Here is an 18,992-nt window from a genome sequence, read left to right as displayed (position 1 = left end):
GGGGGGGGGGGGGGGGGGGGGTGCAGCATTACAGCAGCAGCGTGCGGATGTCCGTCAGCAGGTCGCCCAGGCGCTTGGTGAAGCGCGCAGCGGCAGCGCCGTTGATCACACGGTGATCGTAGGACAGCGACAGCGGCAGCATCAGCTTGGGCTGGAAGGCCTTGCCGTCCCAGACTGGCTGGATGGTCGCCTTGGAAACACCGAGGATCGCCACTTCCGGCGCGTTGACGATCGGCGTGAAGCCGGTGCCGCCAATGTGACCGAGGCTGGAGATGGTGAAGCAGGCACCCTGCATGTCGTCGGCCGACAGCTTCTTGGTGCGGGCTTTTTCAGCCAGCGCAGCTGCTTCGCCAGCCAGTTGCAGCAGGCTCTTCTGATCGACGTTCTTGATCACAGGGACCAGCAGGCCGTCCGGGGTGTCCACGGCGAAGCCGACGTTGACGTACTTCTTGCGGATGATGGCCTTGCCGCTTGGTGCCAGCGAACTGTTGAAGTCCGGCAGCTCCTTGAGCAGGTGGGCACAGGCCTTGAGCAGCAGCGGCAGGACGGTCAGCTTGACGCCGGCCTTTTCCGCCACGGCTTTCTGCGCAACGCGGAAGGCTTCCAGCTCGGTGATGTCGGCGGAGTCGAACTGGGTCACGTGCGGCACGTTCAGCCAGCTGCGGTGCAGGTTGGCAGCACCGACCTGCATCAGGCGGGTCAGGGCGACTTCCTCGACTTCACCGAACTTGCTGAAGTCCACGGCCGGGATCGGCGGGATGCCAGCACCACCGGTTGCGCCAGCGGCTGCCGGTGCTTCCTTGGCCTTCTGCATCATGGCCTTGACGTAGACCTGCACGTCTTCTTTCAGGATGCGGCCGTGCGGGCCGGTGGCGGCAACAGCACCCAGGTCGACACCGAATTCACGAGCCAGCTGACGAACGGCAGGGCCTGCGTGAACCTTGGCATTGCTGCCAGCGGCCGGTGCGGTAGCAACCGGTGCAGGGGCAGCAGCTGGGGCGGCAGCGGCGGGTGCGGCAGCCGGAGCAGCCTCGGCCTTGGCGGCTGCCGGGGCAGCAGCTGGTGCCGGAGCGGCCGCAGGCGCGGCGCCTGCGACTTTCAGCTTGAAGATCAGGTCGCCAGTGCCGACTTCGTCTTCCAGCTTGCACAGGACTTCTTCGACCACGCCGGCGGCAGGCGATGGGATCTCCATGGAAGCCTTGTCGGATTCCAGGGTGATCAGCGACTGGTCGGCTTCGACGGTATCGCCGACCTTGACCAGCACTTCGATGATCTTGGCCTTGCCCGACGAGCCGATATCCGGCACGTGGATGTCCTGCACGCTGGCGGCAGCCGGTGCTGCGGCAGGTGCCGGAGCAGGGGCGGCTTCAGCGGCGGGTGCAGCGGCCGCAGGGGCAGCAGCCGGGGCGGCGGCCGGAGCCTCAGGCGCCGCAGTGGCGCCCTCGGCTTCCAGGACCAGCAGTTCGTCGCCTTCTTTCAGGCGGTCGCCCAGCTTGACCTTCAGCTCCTTGATGACGCCGGCCTTGGGGGCCGGGATCTCCATGGAGGCTTTGTCCGACTCCAGGGTCAGCAGGCTCTGGTCCGCTTCGATGCGGTCGCCGACCTTGACGAACAGCTCGATGATTTCACCTTCACCGCTGCCGATGTCAGGTACGCGAATGAGTTCGCTCACTTAAGTTACTCCTCAGCAGTCCAGTGGGTTGCGCTTGTCCGGGTCGATGCCGAACTTGACGATGGCGTCAGCGACAACCTTCGGTTCGATCTCGCCACGGTCAGCCAGGGCTTCCAGGGCAGCCAGCACCACGAAGTGACGGTCGACTTCGAAGAAGTGACGCAGCTTCTTGCGGCTGTCGCTGCGACCGTAGCCATCGGTACCCAGGACCTTGAACTCTTTGCTTGGTACCCACTGACGAATCTGCTCGGCGAACAGCTTCATGTAGTCGGTGGAGGCGATGACCGGACCCTTGCGACCGCTCAGGCACTGCTCGACGTAGGTCTGCTGTGGCTTCTGGCCAGGCTTGAGGCGGTTGGCGCGTTCCACGGCCAGGCCGTCGCGACGCAGTTCGTTGAAGCTGGTGACGCTCCATACATCGGCACCGATGTTGAACTCTTCACGCAGGATCTTCGCCGCTTCGCGGACTTCGCGCAGGATGGTGCCGGAGCCCATCAGCTGAACGTGGTGCGCGGCTTCGCGGGTGTCTTCTTCCAGCAGGTACATGCCCTTGATGATGCCTTCCTCGGCACCGGCCGGGATGGCAGGCTGCTGGTAGGATTCGTTCATCACGGTGATGTAGTAGAAGATGTCCTGTTGCTCTTCGGTCATCTTCTTCATGCCGTCCTGGATGATCACCGCCAGCTCGTAGCCGTAGGTCGGATCGTAGGTGCGGCAGTTCGGGATGGTGCCCGCCATCATGTGGCTGTGACCGTCTTCGTGCTGCAGGCCTTCGCCGTTCAGCGTGGTACGGCCGGCGGTACCGCCGATCAGGAAGCCACGGGTGCGGCTGTCGCCAGCGGCCCAGGCCAGGTCGCCGATACGCTGGAAGCCGAACATCGAGTAGAAGATGTAGAACGGCAGCATCGGCTGGTTGTGGCAGCTGTACGAGGTACCGGCAGCGATGAAGGACGACATGGCGCCGGCTTCGTTGATGCCTTCTTCCAGGATCTGGCCCTTCTTGTCCTCGCGGTAGAACATCACCTGGTCTTTATCGACTGGCTCGTAGAGCTGGCCGACCGACGAGTAGATGCCCAGCTGGCGGAACATGCCTTCCATACCGAAAGTACGGGCTTCGTCCGGGATGATCGGGACGATGCGCTGGCCGATTTCCTTGTCCTTGACCAGTTGCGCCAGGATGCGCACGAAGGCCATGGTGGTGGAGATTTCGCGGTCGCCCGAGCCGTCGAGGATCGCCTTGAGCGTCTCCAGTGGCGGGGTCGGCACGCTGAAGCTCTTGGCGCGGCGTTGTGGCACGAAGCCACCCAGTGCGGCGCGACGCTCGGCCAGGTACTTGGCTTCGGCAGAACCTTCTTCAGGCTTGAAGAACGGCAGGTTCTCGAGGTCGGCGTCCTTGACCGGAATGTCGAAGCGGTCGCGGAAGTGACGCAGGCTGTCGACGTCGACTTTCTTGGTGTTGTGCGCGGTGTTCTTGGCTTCGCCAGCACCGGTACCGTAACCCTTGATGGTCTTGGCCAGGATGACGGTCGGCTGCTCTTTGTGGTTCACAGCCTGGTGGTACGCCGCGTAGACCTTGTACGGGTCGTGGCCGCCACGGTTGAGCTTCCAGATCTCGTCGTCGGACAGGTCTTCGACCATGGCCTTGAGCTCTGGGGTGTTGAAGAAGTTCTCACGGACGTACGCGCCGTCCTTGGCCTTGTAGTTCTGGTACTCGCCGTCGATGACTTCGTCCATGCGGCGCTGCAGGGCACCGTTGGTGTCCTTGGCCAGCAGTGGGTCCCAGAAGCGGCCCCAGACGACCTTGTTGACGTTCCAGCCACCGCCACGGAACACGCCTTCGAGTTCCTGGATGATCTTGCCGTTGCCGCGAACCGGGCCGTCGAGGCGCTGCAGGTTGCAGTTGATGACGAAGATCAGGTTGTCCAGCTTCTCGCGGCCGGCCAGGGCGATCGCGCCCAGGGATTCCGGCTCGTCGCACTCGCCGTCACCCATGAAGCACCAGACCTTCTGCTTGCCGGCCGGGATGAAGCCGCGGGCTTCCAGGTACTTCATGAAGCGTGCCTGGTAGATCGCCTGGATCGGACCCAGACCCATCGAAACGGTCGGGAACTGCCAGAAGTCAGGCATCAGCCAGGGGTGCGGGTACGAAGACAGGCCGTTGCCGTCCACTTCCTGGCGGAAGTTGTTCATCTGCTCTTCGCTGATGCGGCCTTCCATGAAGGCGCGGGCGTAGACGCCTGGCGAGGCGTGGCCCTGGAAGAAGATCAGGTCGCCGCCGTGTTCTTCGGTCGGGGCCTGGAAGAAGTAGTTGAAGCCGATGTCGTAGAGGGTGGCGCTGGAGGCGAAGCTCGAGATGTGTCCGCCCAGGTCCGAGTCCTTCAGGTTGGTACGCATGACCATGGCCAAGGCGTTCCAACGCACCATCGAGCGAATGCGGCGTTCCATGAACAGGTCGCCAGGCATGCGTGCTTCGTGGGTGACAGGGATGGTGTTGCGGTATGGCGTGGTGATGGCGTAAGGCAACTGGGAACCACTGCGGGTGGCCAGTTCGCCCATGCGGGTCATCAGGTAATGAGCGCGGTCTTCGCCTTCTTTGTCGAGGACCGACTCCAGGGCATCCAGCCATTCCTGGGTTTCGATAGGATCGAGGTCTTGCATGGCTTGCTCCAGGGCGGAAAGGCAACCAGAATCGGAAGCCTGAGTTTGCGACTGGCCTTTTGGGCAGACGTCGTGAATTCTTGGATTTGCCGGACAGTCATCCGGCGCCGTGTAGTTTTACTACAAATGCTTTGGCATTTCATGCTTTTGAGCAGTCGAGGGAGTAGTAATACTACAGAAAAACGGCTTGTGGCCGCCTTTCGGGTTGTGGAGAAAAACGTTCCTGTTGGTTGGTATCGCACTGGCACAAGAGGTTTCTTGATGTTTCGTACCAATGATTCGAGTTTTTCAGCTATTTACAACTTTTGTATGACAGTCCAACCGCGGCTCGTCCCTCTTTCGCCTGCACCCACCTCTCTCATTCACGCCGATCAAGGATAGACCATGCGCCTGCCTTTGCCGCTCGATCTGCCTGGCGCCCTGCAACCGCTGGTCGCCCGTAACCGACAATTCCTGCAGGAGGCGCTGGCGGCGCATCCGGATCTTGATCCAGACAGTTGGAGCCCGGCGCATCGCCTGCAGTTCGATCAGGTGGCTGCTGCCAGCGATTTCGTCCTCGAGCAGGCGCAGCGCGAACCGGCGACGCTGTTCGAGTTGCTCGCCAGCGGTGAAATGGACCGCACCTATGCTCCCGGCCAACTGCGTGCCCATATAAAAGCCGCCGCCGACGCTGCGCAGAGCGAAGACGAACTTGCGCGCAACCTGCGCCGCGCGCGCAACCGTCAGCAGGTGCGGATCATCTGGCGCGATATCACCCGCCAGGCCGAACTGGGCGAGACCTGCCGCGACCTGTCCGAGCTTGCCGACGCCTCGATCGACGAAGCCTACCAATGGCTGTACCCGCGCCATTGCCAGCAGTTCGGCACGCCGATCGGCAACCGCAGCGGCCTGGCGCAGCACATGGTGGTGCTGGGCATGGGCAAGCTGGGCGCGGTGGAGCTCAACCTGTCGTCGGACATCGACCTGATCTTCGCTTTCCCTGAAGGCGGCGAGACCGAAGGGGTCAAGCGCTCGCTGGATAACCAGGAGTTCTTCACCCGCCTCGGGCAACGCCTGATCAAGGCGCTGGACCCGGTCACCGTCGACGGTTTCGTGTTCCGCGTCGACATGCGCCTGCGCCCCTATGGCTCGGCGGGCGCGCTGGTGCTCTCGTTCAATGCCCTGGAGCAGTACTACCAGGACCAGGGGCGCGACTGGGAGCGCTACGCCATGATCAAGGCCCGCGTGGTGGCGGGCGACCAGGTGGCCGGGGCGCAGTTGCAGGAGATGCTGCGACCCTTCGTCTACCGGCGCTACCTGGATTTCTCCGCCATCGAGGCGCTGCGCACCATGAAGCAGCTGATCCAGCAGGAAGTGCGGCGCAAGGGCATGGCCGAGAACATCAAGCTCGGCGCCGGGGGCATTCGCGAGGTCGAGTTCATCGCCCAGGCGTTCCAGCTGATCCACGGCGGGCGCGACCTGAGCTTGCAGCAACGTCCGCTGCTCAAGGTGCTGGCCACGCTTGAAGGGCAGGGCTACCTGCCGCCGGCAGTGGTGGCCGAGCTGCGCGAGGGGTATGAGTTCCTGCGCTACACCGAACATGCGATCCAGGCCATCGCCGACCGCCAGACCCAGATGCTGCCCGATGCCGAGCTCGATCGTGAACGGGTCGCCTACATCCTTGGCTTTGCCGACTGGCAGGCGTTCCATGACCAACTGATGCAGTGGCGTGGTCGGGTCGACTGGCACTTCCGCCAGGTGATCGCCGACCCGGACGAAGAGGAAGCCGAGGGCGAGCTGGTGGTGGGCGGCGAATGGTCGCCGCTGTGGGAGCAGGCGCAGGACGAGGAGGCCGCTGGCCGCCAACTGGAAGAGGCCGGGTTCAAGCAGTCGGGCGAGGCCCTGCGGCGCTTGGCCGCCTTGCGTGCCAGCCCGTCGCTGCGCTCGATGCAGCGCATTGGCCGGGAACGCCTGGATGCTTTCATTCCGCGCCTGCTGGCGCAGACCGTCGAGCACGACAACCCCGACCTGGTGCTGGAGCGGGTACTGCCGCTGGTGGAGGCGGTCGCGCGGCGTTCGGCCTATCTGGTGTTGCTGACCGAAAACCCTGGAGCCCTGCGTCGTCTGCTGACTCTGTGTGCCGCCAGCCCGTGGATCGCCGAGCAGATCACGCGTTTCCCGCTGCTGCTCGACGAACTGCTCAACGAAGGCCGCCTGTTCAGCCCGCCGCTGGCGCCGGAACTGGCGTCGGAGCTGCGCGAGCGGCTGACGCGCATCCCCGAGGACGACCTGGAACAGCAGATGGAGGCCCTGCGCCACTTCAAGCTGGCGCACAGCCTGCGTGTGGCGGCGTCCGAAATCAGCGGCAACCTGCCCTTGATGAAGGTCAGCGACTATCTGACCTGGCTGGCCGAGGCCATTCTCGACCAGGTATTGGCGTTGGCCTGGCGTCAGACCGTGGCCCGTCATGGCCAGCCCAAGCGCAGTGATGGAAGCCTGTGCGACCCAAGTTTCATCATCGTCGGCTACGGCAAGGTCGGTGGCATCGAGCTGGGGCATGGCTCGGACCTGGACCTGGTGTTCATCCACGACGGCGATCCGAACGCCGAGACCGATGGCGCCAAGCCCATCGACGGCGCGCAGTTCTTCACCCGTCTGGGCCAGCGCATCATTCACCTGCTGACCACCCAGACCAACTCCGGCCAGCTCTATGATGTGGACATGCGCCTGCGTCCCTCCGGTGCGTCGGGGCTGCTGGTCAGCTCGCTCGGGGCCTTCGAGCGCTACCAACAGAACGAGGCCTGGACCTGGGAGCACCAGGCCCTGGTGCGGGCCCGTGTGCTGGTGGGCTGCAAGCAGGTCGGCAGTGCCTTCGAAACGGTGCGTGCCGGCGTGCTGGGCAAGGCCCGCGATCTCGATGCGCTGCGTCAGGAAGTGAGCGAGATGCGCGCCAAGATGCGCGCCAGCCTGGGCAGCAAGAGTACCGTCGCCGGTACCGCCGACAACGCCTTCGAGCCCGGCCAGCCGTTCGATGTCAAGCAGGATGCCGGTGGTATCGTGGATATCGAATTTATGGTGCAATACGCCGCTTTGGCCTGGTCCCACGATCATCCGGCCCTGCTGCGCTGGACCGATAACATTCGCATCCTCGAAGAGCTGGAGCAGGCCGGATTGATGCCCGCCGAGGACGCGATTTTGTTGCGCGAGGTGTACAAGACCTTCCGCTCCGCCTCGCACCGCCAGGCATTGCAGAAGCAAGCCGGGGTGATCGATGCCGGGCAGCTTGTCGATGAGCGCCGCGAGGTGCGGCGAATCTGGGGTGAGCTGGGTTTGAGCTGATTACCGCGCGGCTTCGTTCGCGGGCAAGCCCGCTCCTGCAGGTACACCACAGCACTCAAGATCTGTGGGGGCCTGTAGGAGCGGGCTTGCCCGCGAACGAGGCATGTCAGTGGTACACTGTCCGCCACATAGCCTGAATATAAAGAGGGGAGGCCAGGTTGTAGAGCAGCCTGCAGCCTCCCCGAATGTTTCTGGATAAAGCATGAGAATACTGATCATTGGACCCAGCTGGGTCGGCGACATGGTGATGGCGCAGACCCTGTTCCAGTGCCTGAAACAGCGTCACCCCGACTGCGTGATCGACGTGCTGGCCCCCGAGTGGAGCCGGCCGATCCTCGAGCGCATGCCCGAGGTGCGCCAGGCCTTGAGCTTCCCGCTCGGCCACGGTGCCCTGGAGCTGGCCACGCGTCGGCGCATCGGCAAATCACTGGCCGGCCAGTACGACCAGGCGATCCTGTTGCCCAACTCGCTCAAGTCGGCACTGGTGCCTTACTTCGCCGGCATCCCCCAGCGTACCGGCTGGCGTGGCGAGATGCGCTACCTGCTGCTCAACGACGTGCGCAAGCTCGACAAGGCGCGCTACCCGCTGATGATCGAGCGCTTCATGGCCCTGGCCTATGAGCCGGGCGCGCCGCTGCCACAACCCTATCCCCGCCCGAGCCTGCGCATCGAAGACCAGAGCCGCGAGGCCGCCCTGGCCAAGTTCGGCCTGGAGCTGGACCGCCCGGTGCTGGCGCTGTGCCCAGGTGCCGAGTTCGGCGAGGCCAAGCGCTGGCCGGCGGAGCATTACGCCGCCGTTGCCGACGCGATGATTCGTCAGGGCTGGCAAGTGTGGCTGTTCGGCTCGAAGAACGATCATCCGGTCGGCGAGCAGATCCGCGACCGGCTGATTCCGGGGTTCCGTGAAGAGTCCAGCAACCTGGCCGGCGAGACCTCGCTGGCCGAAGCCATCGACCTGATGTCCTGCGCCGATGCGGTGGTGTCCAACGACTCCGGCCTGATGCATGTGGCGGCGGCGCTCAACCGTCCGCTGGTGGCCGTCTACGGTTCGACCTCGCCGGGCTTCACTCCGCCGCTGGCCGACCAGGTCGAGGTGGTGCGCACCGGCATCGAGTGCAGCCCGTGCTTCGAACGCACCTGCCGCTTCGGCCACTACAACTGCCTGCGTCTGCTCGAGCCTGAAAAAGTCATCGCCGCCTTGCACAGCCTGGGTGGTCCGAACCTGATCGATAGCGTGGCCGAGGTCGACTAAGTGCGGGTACTGATCATCAAGACCTCGTCGCTGGGCGATGTGATCCACACCCTGCCGGCGCTCACCGATGCGGCTCACGCCATCCCCGGCATCCGCTTCGACTGGGTGGTGGAAGAGGGGTTCGCCGAGATCCCGAGCTGGCATCCGGCGGTCGACCAGGTGATCCCGGTGGCGATCCGGCGCTGGCGCAAGAATATCTGGCAAACGCTCAAGAGCGGCGAGTGGAAGGCCTTCAAGCAACGCCTGCGCGAGCGCAAGTACGACCTGGTGATCGATGCCCAGGGGCTGGTCAAGTCGGCCTGGTTGACCCGTTACGTCAAGGCACCGGTGGCCGGGCTCGACCGCTATTCGGCGCGCGAAGGCTGGGCCAGCCGCTTCTACGACCGGCGGCTGTCGGTAGCCGTCGGCCAGCATGCGGTGGAGCGGGTACGCCAGCTGTTCGCCTTGTCCCTGGCCTACGACCTGCCTGAAGGCATCGGCCAGTACGGCCTCGACCTGAACCGCCTGCAACTGCCTCCGACCGCCCCCTACGTGGTGTTCCTGCATGGCACCACCTGGGCCACCAAGCACTGGCCGGAAGCCTACTGGCGCGAGCTGGCCGAGCGCATGGGGCGGCGCAAGATGAAAGTCGTGCTGCCCTGGGGCAATCCTGCGGAGAAGGCCCGTGCCGAACGCATCGCCCAAGGCTTGGAAAATTGCCAGGTACTCCCCAAATTGAACCTCGCAGGGGTCGCGCGCATACTCGCTGCGGCCAAGGCCTGCGTGGCGGTGGACACCGGCCTCGGCCACCTGGCCGCCGCGCTGGACGTGCCGACCATCTCGCTGTTCGGCCCCACCAATCCTGGTCTGACCGGTGCCTACGGACGCGCCCAGATCCACCAGGCCAGCAACTTCCCCTGCGCGCCGTGCCTGCAGAAGAAGTGCACCTACAAACCGAGCGCCGAGGACCTGCGCCGGTTCGATCTCAAACGCGAGTGGCCGCTGTGCTTCACTCGCCTGAATCCCGAGCATGTGGCGGGCCGCTTGAGCGCGCTGCTGCTGGCTGAGGATGTTCGTTGATGCAACTGGCTTTCGTGCTTTACAAATACTTCCCCTTCGGCGGGCTGCAGCGCGATTTCATGCGCATCGCCCTCGAGTGTCAGAAGCGCGGGCATCAGATCCGCGTCTACACACTCATCTGGGAAGGTGATATCCCCCCGGGCTTCGAAGTGCTGGTGGCGCCGGTCAAGGCGCTGTTCAACCACCGCCGCAACGAGAAACTCAGCGCCTGGATGGCCGCCGACCTGGCCAAGCGCCCGGTCGATCGCCTGATCGGCTTCAACAAGATGCCAGGGCTGGATGTCTACTACGCCGCCGACGGCTGCTTCGAAGACAAGGCCCAGACCCTGCGCGGCGGCCTGTATCGTCGCTGGGGCCGCTACCGGCATTTCGCCGAATACGAGCGTGCCGTGTTCGCCAAGGATGCTGCCACCGAGATCCTGATGATCTCGCAAGTGCAGCAACCGCTGTTCATCAAGCACTACGACACCCCTGTGGAGCGTTTCCACCTGCTGCCGCCGGGCATCTCTCACGATCGCCGGGCACCCTCCAATGCCGCCGAGATCCGCGCAGCGTTTCGCCAGGAGTTCGCGTTGGGTGACGACGACCTGCTGCTGGTGCAGATCGGCTCGGGGTTCAAGACCAAGGGCGTCGATCGCAGCCTCAAGGCCCTGGCCGCACTGCCGTCGAGCCTGCGCAAGCGCACCCGGCTGATGGTCATCGGCCAGGACGACCCGAAGGTGTTCCAACTGCAGAGCGCCACGCTCGGCCTGGGTGACCAGGTGCAGTTCCTCAAGGGGCGCAGCGATATCCCGCGCTTCCTGCTCGGCGCCGACCTGCTGATCCACCCGGCCTACAACGAAAATACCGGCACCGTGCTGCTCGAAGCGCTGGTCGCCGGTTTGCCGGTGCTGGTATCCAAGGTCTGCGGCTATGCCCATTACATCGCCGAGGCCGACAGCGGCCTGGTGCTCGACGAGCCGTTCGAGCAAGAGCAGCTCAACGCCTACCTGCAGCGCATGCTCGAAGACCCGCAGGCCCGCGCCGACTGGGCGCGCAACGGCCTGGCCTTTGCCGACAGCGCCGATCTCTACAGCATGCCGCAGCACGCCGCCGACGTGATCCTCGGCCAGGAGCACGCATGAAGCTGATGCTGGCCGAACCCTTCAAGCGCCTGTGGGCCGGGCGCGACCCCTTCGACGCCGTCGAAGCCTTGCAGGGCGAGGTATACCGCGAGCTCGAAGGGCGCCGAACCCTGCGCACCGAGGTCGAGGGCGAGGGCTATTTCGTCAAGATACACCGTGGCATTGGCTGGGGCGAGATCTTCAAGAACCTGTTCAGCGCCAAGCTGCCGGTGCTCGGAGCCGGCCAGGAATGGCTGGCGATCCAGCGCCTGCAGGAGGTCGGCGTGCCGACCATGACCGCCGTCGCCTATGGCGAGCGGGGCAGCAACCCGGCGGCCCAGCATTCGTTCATCGTCACCGAGGAGCTGGCACCTACCGTCAGCCTGGAAGACTTCAGCATCGACTGGCTCAGGCAGCCTCCCGAGCCGCGCCTCAAGCGTGCGCTGATCGCCGAGGTAGCGAAGATGGTCGGCGGCATGCACCGTGCTGGCGTCAACCACCGTGACTGCTACATCTGCCACTTCCTGCTGCACACCGACCGGCCAGTGACGCCGGAAGACTTCAAACTGTCGGTGATCGACCTGCACCGCGCACAGACTCGGGCGAAAATCACCCGTCGCTGGCGCGACAAGGACCTGGCCGCCTTGTATTTCTCGGCCCTGGACATCGGCCTGACGCGCCGCGACAAGTTGCGCTTCCTCAAGGGCTATTTCCAGCGCCCGCTGCGCCAGGTGCTCGGCGAGGAAGCCGCACTGCTCGCCTGGCTCGAACGCAAGGCGCAGAAACTCTACGATCGCAAGCAACGCTATGGGGATGCGCTCTGATGGCGGGTTGGACACTGGCGCCAGGCTACGAACACCTGGCGGCGGATTTCGGCAGTATCGACGCGGTGTTCGCCCTTGACGGCGAACGCCTGACCCGTGACCCGCTCAGCGAAGTCATCCGCATCGAGCGCGATGGGATCAACTACTACGTCAAACGCTACACCGGTGCCGGCAAGCACATGCGTCGCTTCCTCGGGCGCCCCCGGATCAAGGCCGAATGGCAGAACCTCAAGCAGTTCGCCAAGTGGGGCATCCCTACCGCCGAAGTGGTGGCCTGGGGGCTGGAGCGCAATGGCCTGTCGTTCGGCCGCGGGGCGATGATCACCCGCGAGCTGCCGCGCACCGAAGACCTTTCGGCGCTGGCCGAGCGCAACGATCCGCGTCTGGCCGACCGCGCCTGGGTCGAGCATGTCAGTCGTCAGCTGGCGCGCCATACCCGGGTCATGCACGATCACCACTTCGCCCACAACGACCTGAAGTGGCGCAATTTGCTGGTGGATGATCAGGCGACGCTGTTCTTCATCGATTGCCCGACGGGCGATTTCTGGCGCGGCTTCATGCTCCGCCACCGGCTTATCAAGGACCTGGCGTGCCTGGACAAGGTCGCCAAATATCACCTCTCGGCCACCCAGCGCCTGCGCTTCTACCTGCAATATCGCGGGCACGCGCGGCTCAATGCCCGTGACAAGCGACGGATTCGCCAGGTGGTGAGCTTCTTCGAGGGAAGGGAATGACCGATTACCTGGCCAGCGTCGATCAGGCGCTGCTGCAACGCCATGGCCTGAACGACTTCGAGGCGCTGTGGGCGCTGCAACTGGACGCCGTTGACGAACCCAACACCGGGCGCGGCGGCTGGAGCAGCGTGTTCCGCCTGGAGCTCGAGGGCAAGGGCTACTACCTCAAGCGCCAGAGCGACTACCTCACGCGTACCCTGCATCGGCCGTTCGGCGAGCCTACCTTCGCCCGCGAGTTCCGCAATATAAGCCGCTACGAAAAGCTCAACATCCCGGCGTTGCAGGCGGTGTTCTATGGCGAGCGCAAGCAGGGCGGCAAGCACCGGGCGATCCTGATGACCCGCGCGCTCGACGAGTGGAGCGATCTGGAGAGCTTCCTCGGCCAATGGCCGCAACTGCCCGAACAGCAGCGCCAGGGCATTCTCGCGGCCTGTGGCGAGCTGGCGCGTACCCTGCACGGCGCTGGCCAGGTGCATGGCTGTTTCTATCCCAAGCATATTTTCCTGCGTGAACGCCGCGATGGCTGGCAGGCCCAGCTGATCGACCTGGAAAAGACGCGGCCACTGCTGTTTGGCATGCGTGACCGCCTCAAGGACCTCGAGCCCTTGCTGCGTCGCGCCCGTGCCTGGAGCGAGGCAGACGTGCGCAGCCTGCTCGCCGCCTACCTGGCGCAGCCGGCCGACAGCGCGCTGGTCGGCACCTGGCTGCAGCGCCTGACGCAACGCCGTCGTGAAAAAGAGGCCCGCTGATGCGTTTGTCTGAACTGAAGGACGCCGGGCGCAGCCCGAGCCTGCCGCTGAATGTGACGCTCGAAGATGCTGCCGGCAGTGCCGAGCTGCAGTTGCTCAGCCTGCTGCGCGTGCTGCCGGGGCAGCGCTATGTCGGTGCCGGTATCTGGCGTGGCACGCCGGTGCTGGCCAAACTGCTGGTCGGCAGCAGCGCCGCCCGTCATTTCCAGCGTGAGCTGGAGGGTGTGCGCTTGATGGCTGCACAGGGGTTGACCACACCCCGCCTGCTGGCCGATGGCCTGAAGGATGGCGAGGGTGGCTGGCTGCTGTTCGAGTTCCTTGAGAACGCCGAGAACCTGGGCGATGCCTGGGCCAGGGTCGAGCATCTGCCGATGCTGGCGGATGAGCAGCATGGTGTGCTCGGCGAGGCACTGACCGCGGTGGCGCAGATGCATGCCAAGGGCCTGTGGCAGGAAGACCTGCACCTGGACAACCTGCTGCGCCACAAGGGCAAGCTCTACCTGATCGACGGTGCCGGCATCAAGGCCGAAACGCCGGGCCAGCAGTTGTCGCGCCAGCGCGTGCTGGAAAACCTCGGGGTGTTGTTCGCCCAGTTGCCCAAGCGCCTGGAACCCTTCATCGAAGAGGCACTGGTGCATTACCTGCTGGCCAATGGCGAGCATGCACTGCCGCTCGAAGCCCTGCAGAAGCAGGTCGACAAGGTGCGCAGCTGGCGCTTGAAAGACTACCTGGACAAAGCCGGGCGCGACTGCACGTTGTTCAGCGTCGAGCGCAGCCTCTCAGGCTTGCGGGCGATTCGGCGCGAGGAGGTGGCTGCCCTGTTGCCGGTGCTGGAGCAGGCCGATACGCTGATCGAGCAGGGCCACCTGTACAAGACCGGCGGCGCCGCCAGCGTCGCACGTATCGAGGCCGGTGGTCGCACGCTGGTGCTCAAGCGCTACAACATCAAGAACACTGCCCACTGGTTCAAGCGTTTCTGGCGCCCGAGCCGCGCCTGGCATTCGTGGATCGAAGGCCATCGCCTGGCGTTTCTCGACATCGCCACGCCACGCCCGCTGGCGGTGCTGGAGCAACGTGTGATGGGGCTGCGCAGCACCGCCTACCTGGTGACCGAATACATCGACGGCCCGGATCTGACCGCATGCTTCGCGCCCCATATCGAGAGTGGCGAAGTGCCGGAGGCACAGGTACATGCGCTGGTCAGGCTGATGCAGCAGCTGATTGCCGAGCGCATCAGCCATGGTGACTTCAAGGGGCACAACCTGTTCTGGCAGGACGGCCAGTGGGCCTTGATCGACCTCGATGCCATGACCCAGCACGCCACCCAGCTCAGCTTCGCTCCCGCCTACGCACGTGATCGTGCGCGTTTGCTGCGCAACTGGCCGAGCAGCAGTGCCTTGCACCAGCGCCTCGATCAGTTGCTGCCGCGGCTCACCGAATAAGCCTGCGGTAGCGGCAGCCATTCGCTGCTGCGACCGGCCTGGCGCACGCGAAGGCGCCATTGGCCGTCCTGCCAGCGCAGGATGGTCGAGGTGGGGCTTTCGCGGTTTTGCTCGGCGAGCAGCAAGTGGTAGTAATGCTTCAGCAGATGCGCGCGCAGCGGCAGGGCATGGCCACCTGCAAGCAGGTAAAGCCCTTGCTCGCTCTCGTACAGCCCGTCGGTATCCTCCCGCTTGCTCCCTGCAGGCACCTCGGCGAGGCGACAGGTGTCGAACATCGCCTTCAGGTCTGGCAGGCCGTCGTACCACAGGACGGGGGAGTTCACGACCCATTCGCCATCCTTGCGACGCTTGACCGGCACCTTGGTGTAGGTGTCCGGCTTGCGCGGATCGACCACCCGCCAGCGGTAACCATCGAACGCGACCTGGTAACTCTGGCCCGTGCTGTCCTTGATGAAGTAGAAGCTCAATCCGGGATAGGGTGAAGGCTGCTCATAGATGCCCTCCTTGTGGATGCCGTCGACCCGGTAGCGCAGCTTGCTGGTATTGACCGCGCTGGCCATGCTCGGAGGCAGCGACAGCGGCGGTGTCGGCGGCATGGCTCGAATTGCCCGGCGCACCACGGTTGAGCCCGCGATGCTGTTGATGCCATCACTGGTGTGGGTAAAGGCATCGACCAGCGAGCGCAGCATGCCGATGCGATCACCTTCGACGCGCGCCTTGTGGGTGTCGATTACCGAGATCGCAGCACGGGCGAACGACAGCGGTGACAGGGCACGGTTAGGCAGAACCAGGCTGAGCAGGTCGAGGATGATCCACAGCACATGCAGGCTCAAATCGCCCAGTAACTCCAGCTTGGTGTTGGTGGCCGCGTCCACCGCTGCGAGGGCTGCATGGACTTCGGCCTGATAGCGGGCGTGCTGAAAGTCGCCGGTGATTTCCGGGCGGCTGACCCGTGAGCCCAGCCCGCCCTTGGACAGCCAGCGCTCGATCTCATCCGGGTTGGCCAACGGCATGCGCTCTTTGACATAGGCACGCAGGGCTGGCTTCTCGCGTAGCGTGCGCAGCATGTGCCGGGCGTTGCGATATTCGCGCCAGGCGCGTCGATCCGGGGCATCTGGCGTATAGACCAGAAAGCGCAGCATGCCGGCGTTCTCGGGAGTGACGAGCATGACCCCTTGCACCGTATGACCCCCGATCAGCAGTTGTCGTACGCTCAGGCGCGTGGTTTTCAGCGCCGCGCGCTGCCTGCTGTCGGGATGGTCGAGCACGGTGCTCGTCCACCTATAGCCGCGCTCGAAGGCATCTTCGAGGTAGTGGCCGGCGTATCGCGCCTTGGCCGCCTCGGCGCGCATGCGTGCTGTGCTGATAGCGGCGTAGCTGTCCTGTCGCCATTTGGCCGTCGGTGATTCCAGCAGGTGCGTGCGCAGGTAGCGGCTGTAGCTCTCGCCAACGTCCAGGGCGCGAACCATCTGCTTGATCTGCGCCGCAGTGATCTGTGTCACGGGGCTGCCGTCCGCGCGGTGTACCCGTGCTGTCAGCCAATAGTCGATGTCGAACCAGGCGATATTGAGCATGGCCAACTGATCGAGTCGGTAAGTCTGCGAAACCAGTTCGACGGTGTCGCCAACCTGCGGGCGGCTGGCGGCGGGGATGTAGCCGGTGGCGAGGCCGGGATGGAGGACGGGCCCGGTCTGGCGTGCCATTGTCACGCTGACACGGAGCTCAAGCGGATCGACATCGAATTGATACTGCTGGCGCAGGGCTGTGCGCAGTTGCTCGCAGGTCCAGGTGCGCAGGCCTTCACGGTCGAGGAACTGATCGTGACTGAGAATGCCTGGCGCGGCGGCCTTGTCGATGGCGATCACCAGCTCCTGCATGGTCTGCATGATGTGGGTCAGGCCTTGTGCCGACGTGTTCTTGAGCCAGGCGGGGCTGTTTCTCTCCAGCAGCAGGGCATAGCGCGTCTGCAGGGCCGACCGGCTGTCGGCCAGGGGCAGCAGGTCGGCGGCTGTGTCCAGTTGGGTAGCCAGGGTTGGCCAGTCGAGTGACGATGCCTGGGCAGCGCTTTCCCAAGCCTGGGTCAGGCGTGCATGTTGGCCATCTATCAGGGCTTGGGCCTGCAACTGCAGCGGATCGTCGTTGAACCACTCGTAACGCAGGCGTTCGGCATTGCGCGCAAGCTCCCGCTGGTCATCGCTGGCCATCAACTGCAGCAATGGTCTGCTCTGCTGCAGGTCGTCCAGGCGTTCGCACAGCTCGGTGTGCAGCTCTGCCAGATCGTCGAACGCCTCGATGCCGTGGGAAAGACTGCACAGCACGGCGTAGTCACTGGGGTGGTCAGGGTCGGGCGAGCTGCCCTCGGGGCCGCCTTCGACAATCACGAAGACGCCGGGCAGGAACTCGCGCCAGTGAGGGGTGCCGATGTCCAGCAGTGGGCGGTACACCTGCGGGCGTTCGGCGTGGGGCAGATGCTGGCGTTGTCCGGGCAGCGGCAGCTCTATGCTGGTTCTGAGCAAATCGGCGTGGTTCGAGCCGAGGGTGTGGTCGTCGACGCGCAGGGTGATCTGTGCAAGCAGTTGTTCGCGCAACAAGGTGATCAGCCGTGCCTTGCGGCTTTCGGTGCTGGCGCCCTTGTCGAGCCAGTACTCGGCGAGGTCAGCGAAATACCGCTGGCGCGCCTTGAGCCAGGGCTGTGAGGTATCAGGCCTGGGCGGCGAGGTGAGCAGGCCGCTCAGTTGTTGGTCGAAGGCTTGGAAATGTTGCAGGCTCATGGGCTGCGCTCCGCAGTGATGGAGCGATCAGCTTGGCGTGCCTGCCCGCGGTGGACGCGTTAGCCGATTACCTCATCGTCGCGACAGGCCACGCACCGCAAGGAGCGCCGGTAGGCCCAGCCCCATCCAGGACAGCACGTCCCAGGCGCCATCACCGAGCAAGGCCGCGAACAGCCCTGCAGCACTCAGGAGGGCGATGGCGGTCGGCCAGGCGAAGATCCGCCGAGTGCTTTGCGAGCGGTGGCTCATGTCCGCACCTCGCGTGGCTTGCGCTGCTTGCCCCACCACAGGTACAGGCCGCTGAGCAGGACTACGATGGTCAGCACATCCAGTGCCGCCCAGAGGATCTGCATCGGCCGGCCGCCATAGTCGCCGAAGTGCAGCGGCTGTGACAGGCCCATGGCGTCCATGTACCAGGGGCGATCGCCGACTGCGGTGACATCCAGGGTACGGGCATCGATCAGCACCGGGGTCAGCAGGTGCGAGGTCAGGTGTGTCGCGCCTTTCATGAACACCGCGTAGTGGTGCTCGCTGGAGAAGCGTGTACCGGGAAAAGCGATGAAGTCCGCACGCATGCCTGGTGCGGCCTGTTCGGCGATCTGCAGCAACTGCGTGGCAGGCGCGCGCTCGATGAGCGGCGGGGCATCGCGGTAAGGCGCGACCATCGCCGCCAGGCTGTCGTTGCGCCAGGCCGCGATGACCAGGTCGGACAGCGCGCTGATCACCCCGGTGACACCGACCACCAGCGCCCAGGTCAGGGTGACAACGCCGATCAGGTTGTGCAGGTCGAGCCAGCGCAGGCGTCGCGACTTGTCGGTGCGGACCGTGGCGAACTGCAGGCGCCGCATGAACGGGGCATAGAGCACCGTGCCTGACACGATGGCAACGACGAACAACACGCCCATGGCCGCCAGCAAGAGCTTGCCGGGCAGCCCGGCGAACATGTCCACGTGCAGGCGCAGCATGAACATCATGAAGCCGCCATTGGCGGCGGGCATGGCCACCGCTTCGCCAGTGCGGGCATCGAGCATGAAGGTGTGCGAGGCGTTGGGCTCGGTGCCGGCGGTGGCTGCGGTGATCGCCACCACACCGTTGCGTTCATCCTCGTCATAGCCGAAGTACTGCATCACTTCGCCGGGGCGGTGTTGTTCGGCTTTCAGCACCAGCTGCTGCAGGTCCAGGTGCGGGGTGTCGGCGGGCATCTCGCGCAGTTCCGGGGCATCGCCGAGCAGGTGTTCGAGTTCGTGGTGGAAGATCAGCGGCAGGCCGGTCAGGGCGAGCAGCAGCAGGAACAGCGTGCAGATCAGGCTGGTCCAGGTATGGATCGCCGACCAGCGGCGGATGGTTTGGCTTTTCATCAGGGTTGCAGCCTTTGCAGCTTGTGCTGTCTTTTAGGACGCAATGGCGGGG

General features: G+C 64.7%; 13 protein-coding genes. 8 read left to right on the top strand and 5 right to left on the bottom strand.

What is annotated here, in order from left to right:
* Positions 1-28 precede the first annotated feature (28 nt).
* Both aceF and aceE read right to left on the bottom strand, forming a co-directional pair.
* Positions 29-1,672 (bottom strand): dihydrolipoyllysine-residue acetyltransferase, encoded by a 1,644-nt coding sequence (gene aceF / locus HU729_RS20465; RefSeq protein WP_186711382.1) that lies wholly within the window; start codon positions 1,670-1,672, stop codon positions 29-31.
* 12 nt (positions 1,673-1,684) lie between these two features.
* Positions 1,685-4,330 (bottom strand): pyruvate dehydrogenase (acetyl-transferring), homodimeric type, encoded by a 2,646-nt coding sequence (gene aceE / locus HU729_RS20460; RefSeq protein ID WP_054892164.1) that lies wholly within the window; start codon positions 4,328-4,330, stop codon positions 1,685-1,687.
* A 384-nt stretch (positions 4,331-4,714) separates the two neighbouring features.
* Between aceE and glnE the strand changes: the two genes are divergently transcribed.
* The 8 genes from glnE (at position 4,715) to HU729_RS20420 (ending at position 14,811) form a co-directional block, all read left to right on the top strand.
* The gene (gene glnE, locus HU729_RS20455; RefSeq protein WP_186711381.1) at positions 4,715-7,648 is read left to right on the top strand and encodes a bifunctional [glutamate--ammonia ligase]-adenylyl-L-tyrosine phosphorylase/[glutamate--ammonia-ligase] adenylyltransferase; all 2,934 of its coding nucleotides are present in this window, start codon (positions 4,715-4,717) and stop codon (positions 7,646-7,648) included.
* Between the two features lie 202 nt (positions 7,649-7,850).
* On the top strand, positions 7,851-8,900 hold the full coding sequence (waaF, locus tag HU729_RS20450) for a lipopolysaccharide heptosyltransferase II (RefSeq protein ID WP_186711380.1): 1,050 nt from the start codon (positions 7,851-7,853) through the stop codon (positions 8,898-8,900).
* Positions 8,901-9,959, top strand: coding sequence for a lipopolysaccharide heptosyltransferase I (gene waaC, locus HU729_RS20445; RefSeq protein ID WP_186667490.1), 1,059 nt, complete (start codon positions 8,901-8,903; stop codon positions 9,957-9,959).
* Entirely contained in the window at positions 9,959-11,083 is a 1,125-nt protein-coding gene (locus HU729_RS20440) for a glycosyltransferase family 4 protein (RefSeq protein ID WP_186667491.1), read from the top strand. The genes waaC and HU729_RS20440 overlap by 1 nt, the downstream gene beginning before the upstream one ends.
* A complete protein-coding gene (rfaP, locus tag HU729_RS20435) occupies positions 11,080-11,886 on the top strand; it encodes a lipopolysaccharide core heptose(I) kinase RfaP (RefSeq protein WP_186667492.1) in 807 nt (268 codons plus the stop codon). The genes HU729_RS20440 and rfaP overlap by 4 nt, the downstream gene beginning before the upstream one ends.
* Positions 11,886-12,620, top strand: a complete 735-nt coding sequence (locus HU729_RS20430) for a lipopolysaccharide kinase InaA family protein (RefSeq protein ID WP_186667493.1) — start codon at positions 11,886-11,888, stop codon at positions 12,618-12,620. Before rfaP ends, HU729_RS20430 begins: the two co-directional genes overlap by 1 nt.
* Positions 12,617-13,369: a lipopolysaccharide kinase InaA family protein gene (locus HU729_RS20425; RefSeq protein ID WP_186667494.1), complete on the top strand. Its 753-nt coding sequence runs from the start codon at positions 12,617-12,619 to the stop codon at positions 13,367-13,369. Before HU729_RS20430 ends, HU729_RS20425 begins: the two co-directional genes overlap by 4 nt.
* Positions 13,369-14,811 carry a lipopolysaccharide kinase InaA family protein gene (locus HU729_RS20420; protein WP_186711379.1) on the top strand — a complete coding sequence of 481 codons (1,443 nt, stop codon included), beginning with the start codon at positions 13,369-13,371 and terminating at the stop codon, positions 14,809-14,811. The genes HU729_RS20425 and HU729_RS20420 overlap by 1 nt, the downstream gene beginning before the upstream one ends.
* On the opposite strand, the gene HU729_RS20415 is transcribed toward HU729_RS20420, so the two are convergent.
* The 3 genes from HU729_RS20415 to HU729_RS20405 all read right to left on the bottom strand — a co-directional run bounded on the left by HU729_RS20415 (position 14,784) and on the right by HU729_RS20405 (position 18,940).
* Positions 14,784-17,582 (bottom strand): DUF6543 domain-containing protein, encoded by a 2,799-nt coding sequence (locus HU729_RS20415; RefSeq protein ID WP_186711378.1) that lies wholly within the window; start codon positions 17,580-17,582, stop codon positions 14,784-14,786. The two genes, HU729_RS20420 and HU729_RS20415, sit on opposite strands and share 28 nt — an antisense overlap.
* A 72-nt stretch (positions 17,583-17,654) precedes the next feature.
* A complete protein-coding gene (locus HU729_RS20410; protein WP_186667497.1) occupies positions 17,655-17,831 on the bottom strand; it encodes a hypothetical protein in 177 nt (58 codons plus the stop codon).
* Positions 17,828-18,940, bottom strand: a complete 1,113-nt coding sequence (locus HU729_RS20405) for a PepSY-associated TM helix domain-containing protein (RefSeq protein WP_186711377.1) — start codon at positions 18,938-18,940, stop codon at positions 17,828-17,830. Before HU729_RS20405 ends, HU729_RS20410 begins: the two co-directional genes overlap by 4 nt.
* Positions 18,941-18,992: the final 52 nt, after the last annotated feature.

It is taken from the genome of Pseudomonas sp. RW10S2, from assembly GCF_014268985.1.
Lineage (GTDB): Bacteria > Pseudomonadota > Gammaproteobacteria > Pseudomonadales > Pseudomonadaceae > Aquipseudomonas > Aquipseudomonas wayambapalatensis.
Note: the sequence above shows the minus strand (reverse complement) of the source record. Positions and strands in the feature narration are given on the sequence as shown.

Excerpts from the sequence above, each read along its gene's own strand:
- aceE (WP_054892164.1), bottom strand. The coding sequence starts at position 4,330 with ATGCAAGACCTCGATCCTATCGAAACCCAGGAATGGCTGGATGCCCTG.
- glnE (WP_186711381.1), top strand. The coding sequence starts at position 4,715 with ATGCGCCTGCCTTTGCCGCTCGATCTGCCTGGCGCCCTGCAACCGCTG.
- waaF (WP_186711380.1), top strand. The coding sequence starts at position 7,851 with ATGAGAATACTGATCATTGGACCCAGCTGGGTCGGCGACATGGTGATG.
- HU729_RS20440 (WP_186667491.1), top strand. The coding sequence starts at position 9,959 with ATGCAACTGGCTTTCGTGCTTTACAAATACTTCCCCTTCGGCGGGCTG.
- rfaP (WP_186667492.1), top strand. The coding sequence starts at position 11,080 with ATGAAGCTGATGCTGGCCGAACCCTTCAAGCGCCTGTGGGCCGGGCGC.
- HU729_RS20430 (WP_186667493.1), top strand. The coding sequence starts at position 11,886 with ATGGCGGGTTGGACACTGGCGCCAGGCTACGAACACCTGGCGGCGGAT.
- HU729_RS20425 (WP_186667494.1), top strand. The coding sequence starts at position 12,617 with ATGACCGATTACCTGGCCAGCGTCGATCAGGCGCTGCTGCAACGCCAT.
- HU729_RS20420 (WP_186711379.1), top strand. The coding sequence starts at position 13,369 with ATGCGTTTGTCTGAACTGAAGGACGCCGGGCGCAGCCCGAGCCTGCCG.
- HU729_RS20415 (WP_186711378.1), bottom strand. The coding sequence starts at position 17,582 with ATGAGCCTGCAACATTTCCAAGCCTTCGACCAACAACTGAGCGGCCTG.
- HU729_RS20410 (WP_186667497.1), bottom strand. The coding sequence starts at position 17,831 with ATGAGCCACCGCTCGCAAAGCACTCGGCGGATCTTCGCCTGGCCGACC.
- HU729_RS20405 (WP_186711377.1), bottom strand. The coding sequence starts at position 18,940 with ATGAAAAGCCAAACCATCCGCCGCTGGTCGGCGATCCATACCTGGACC.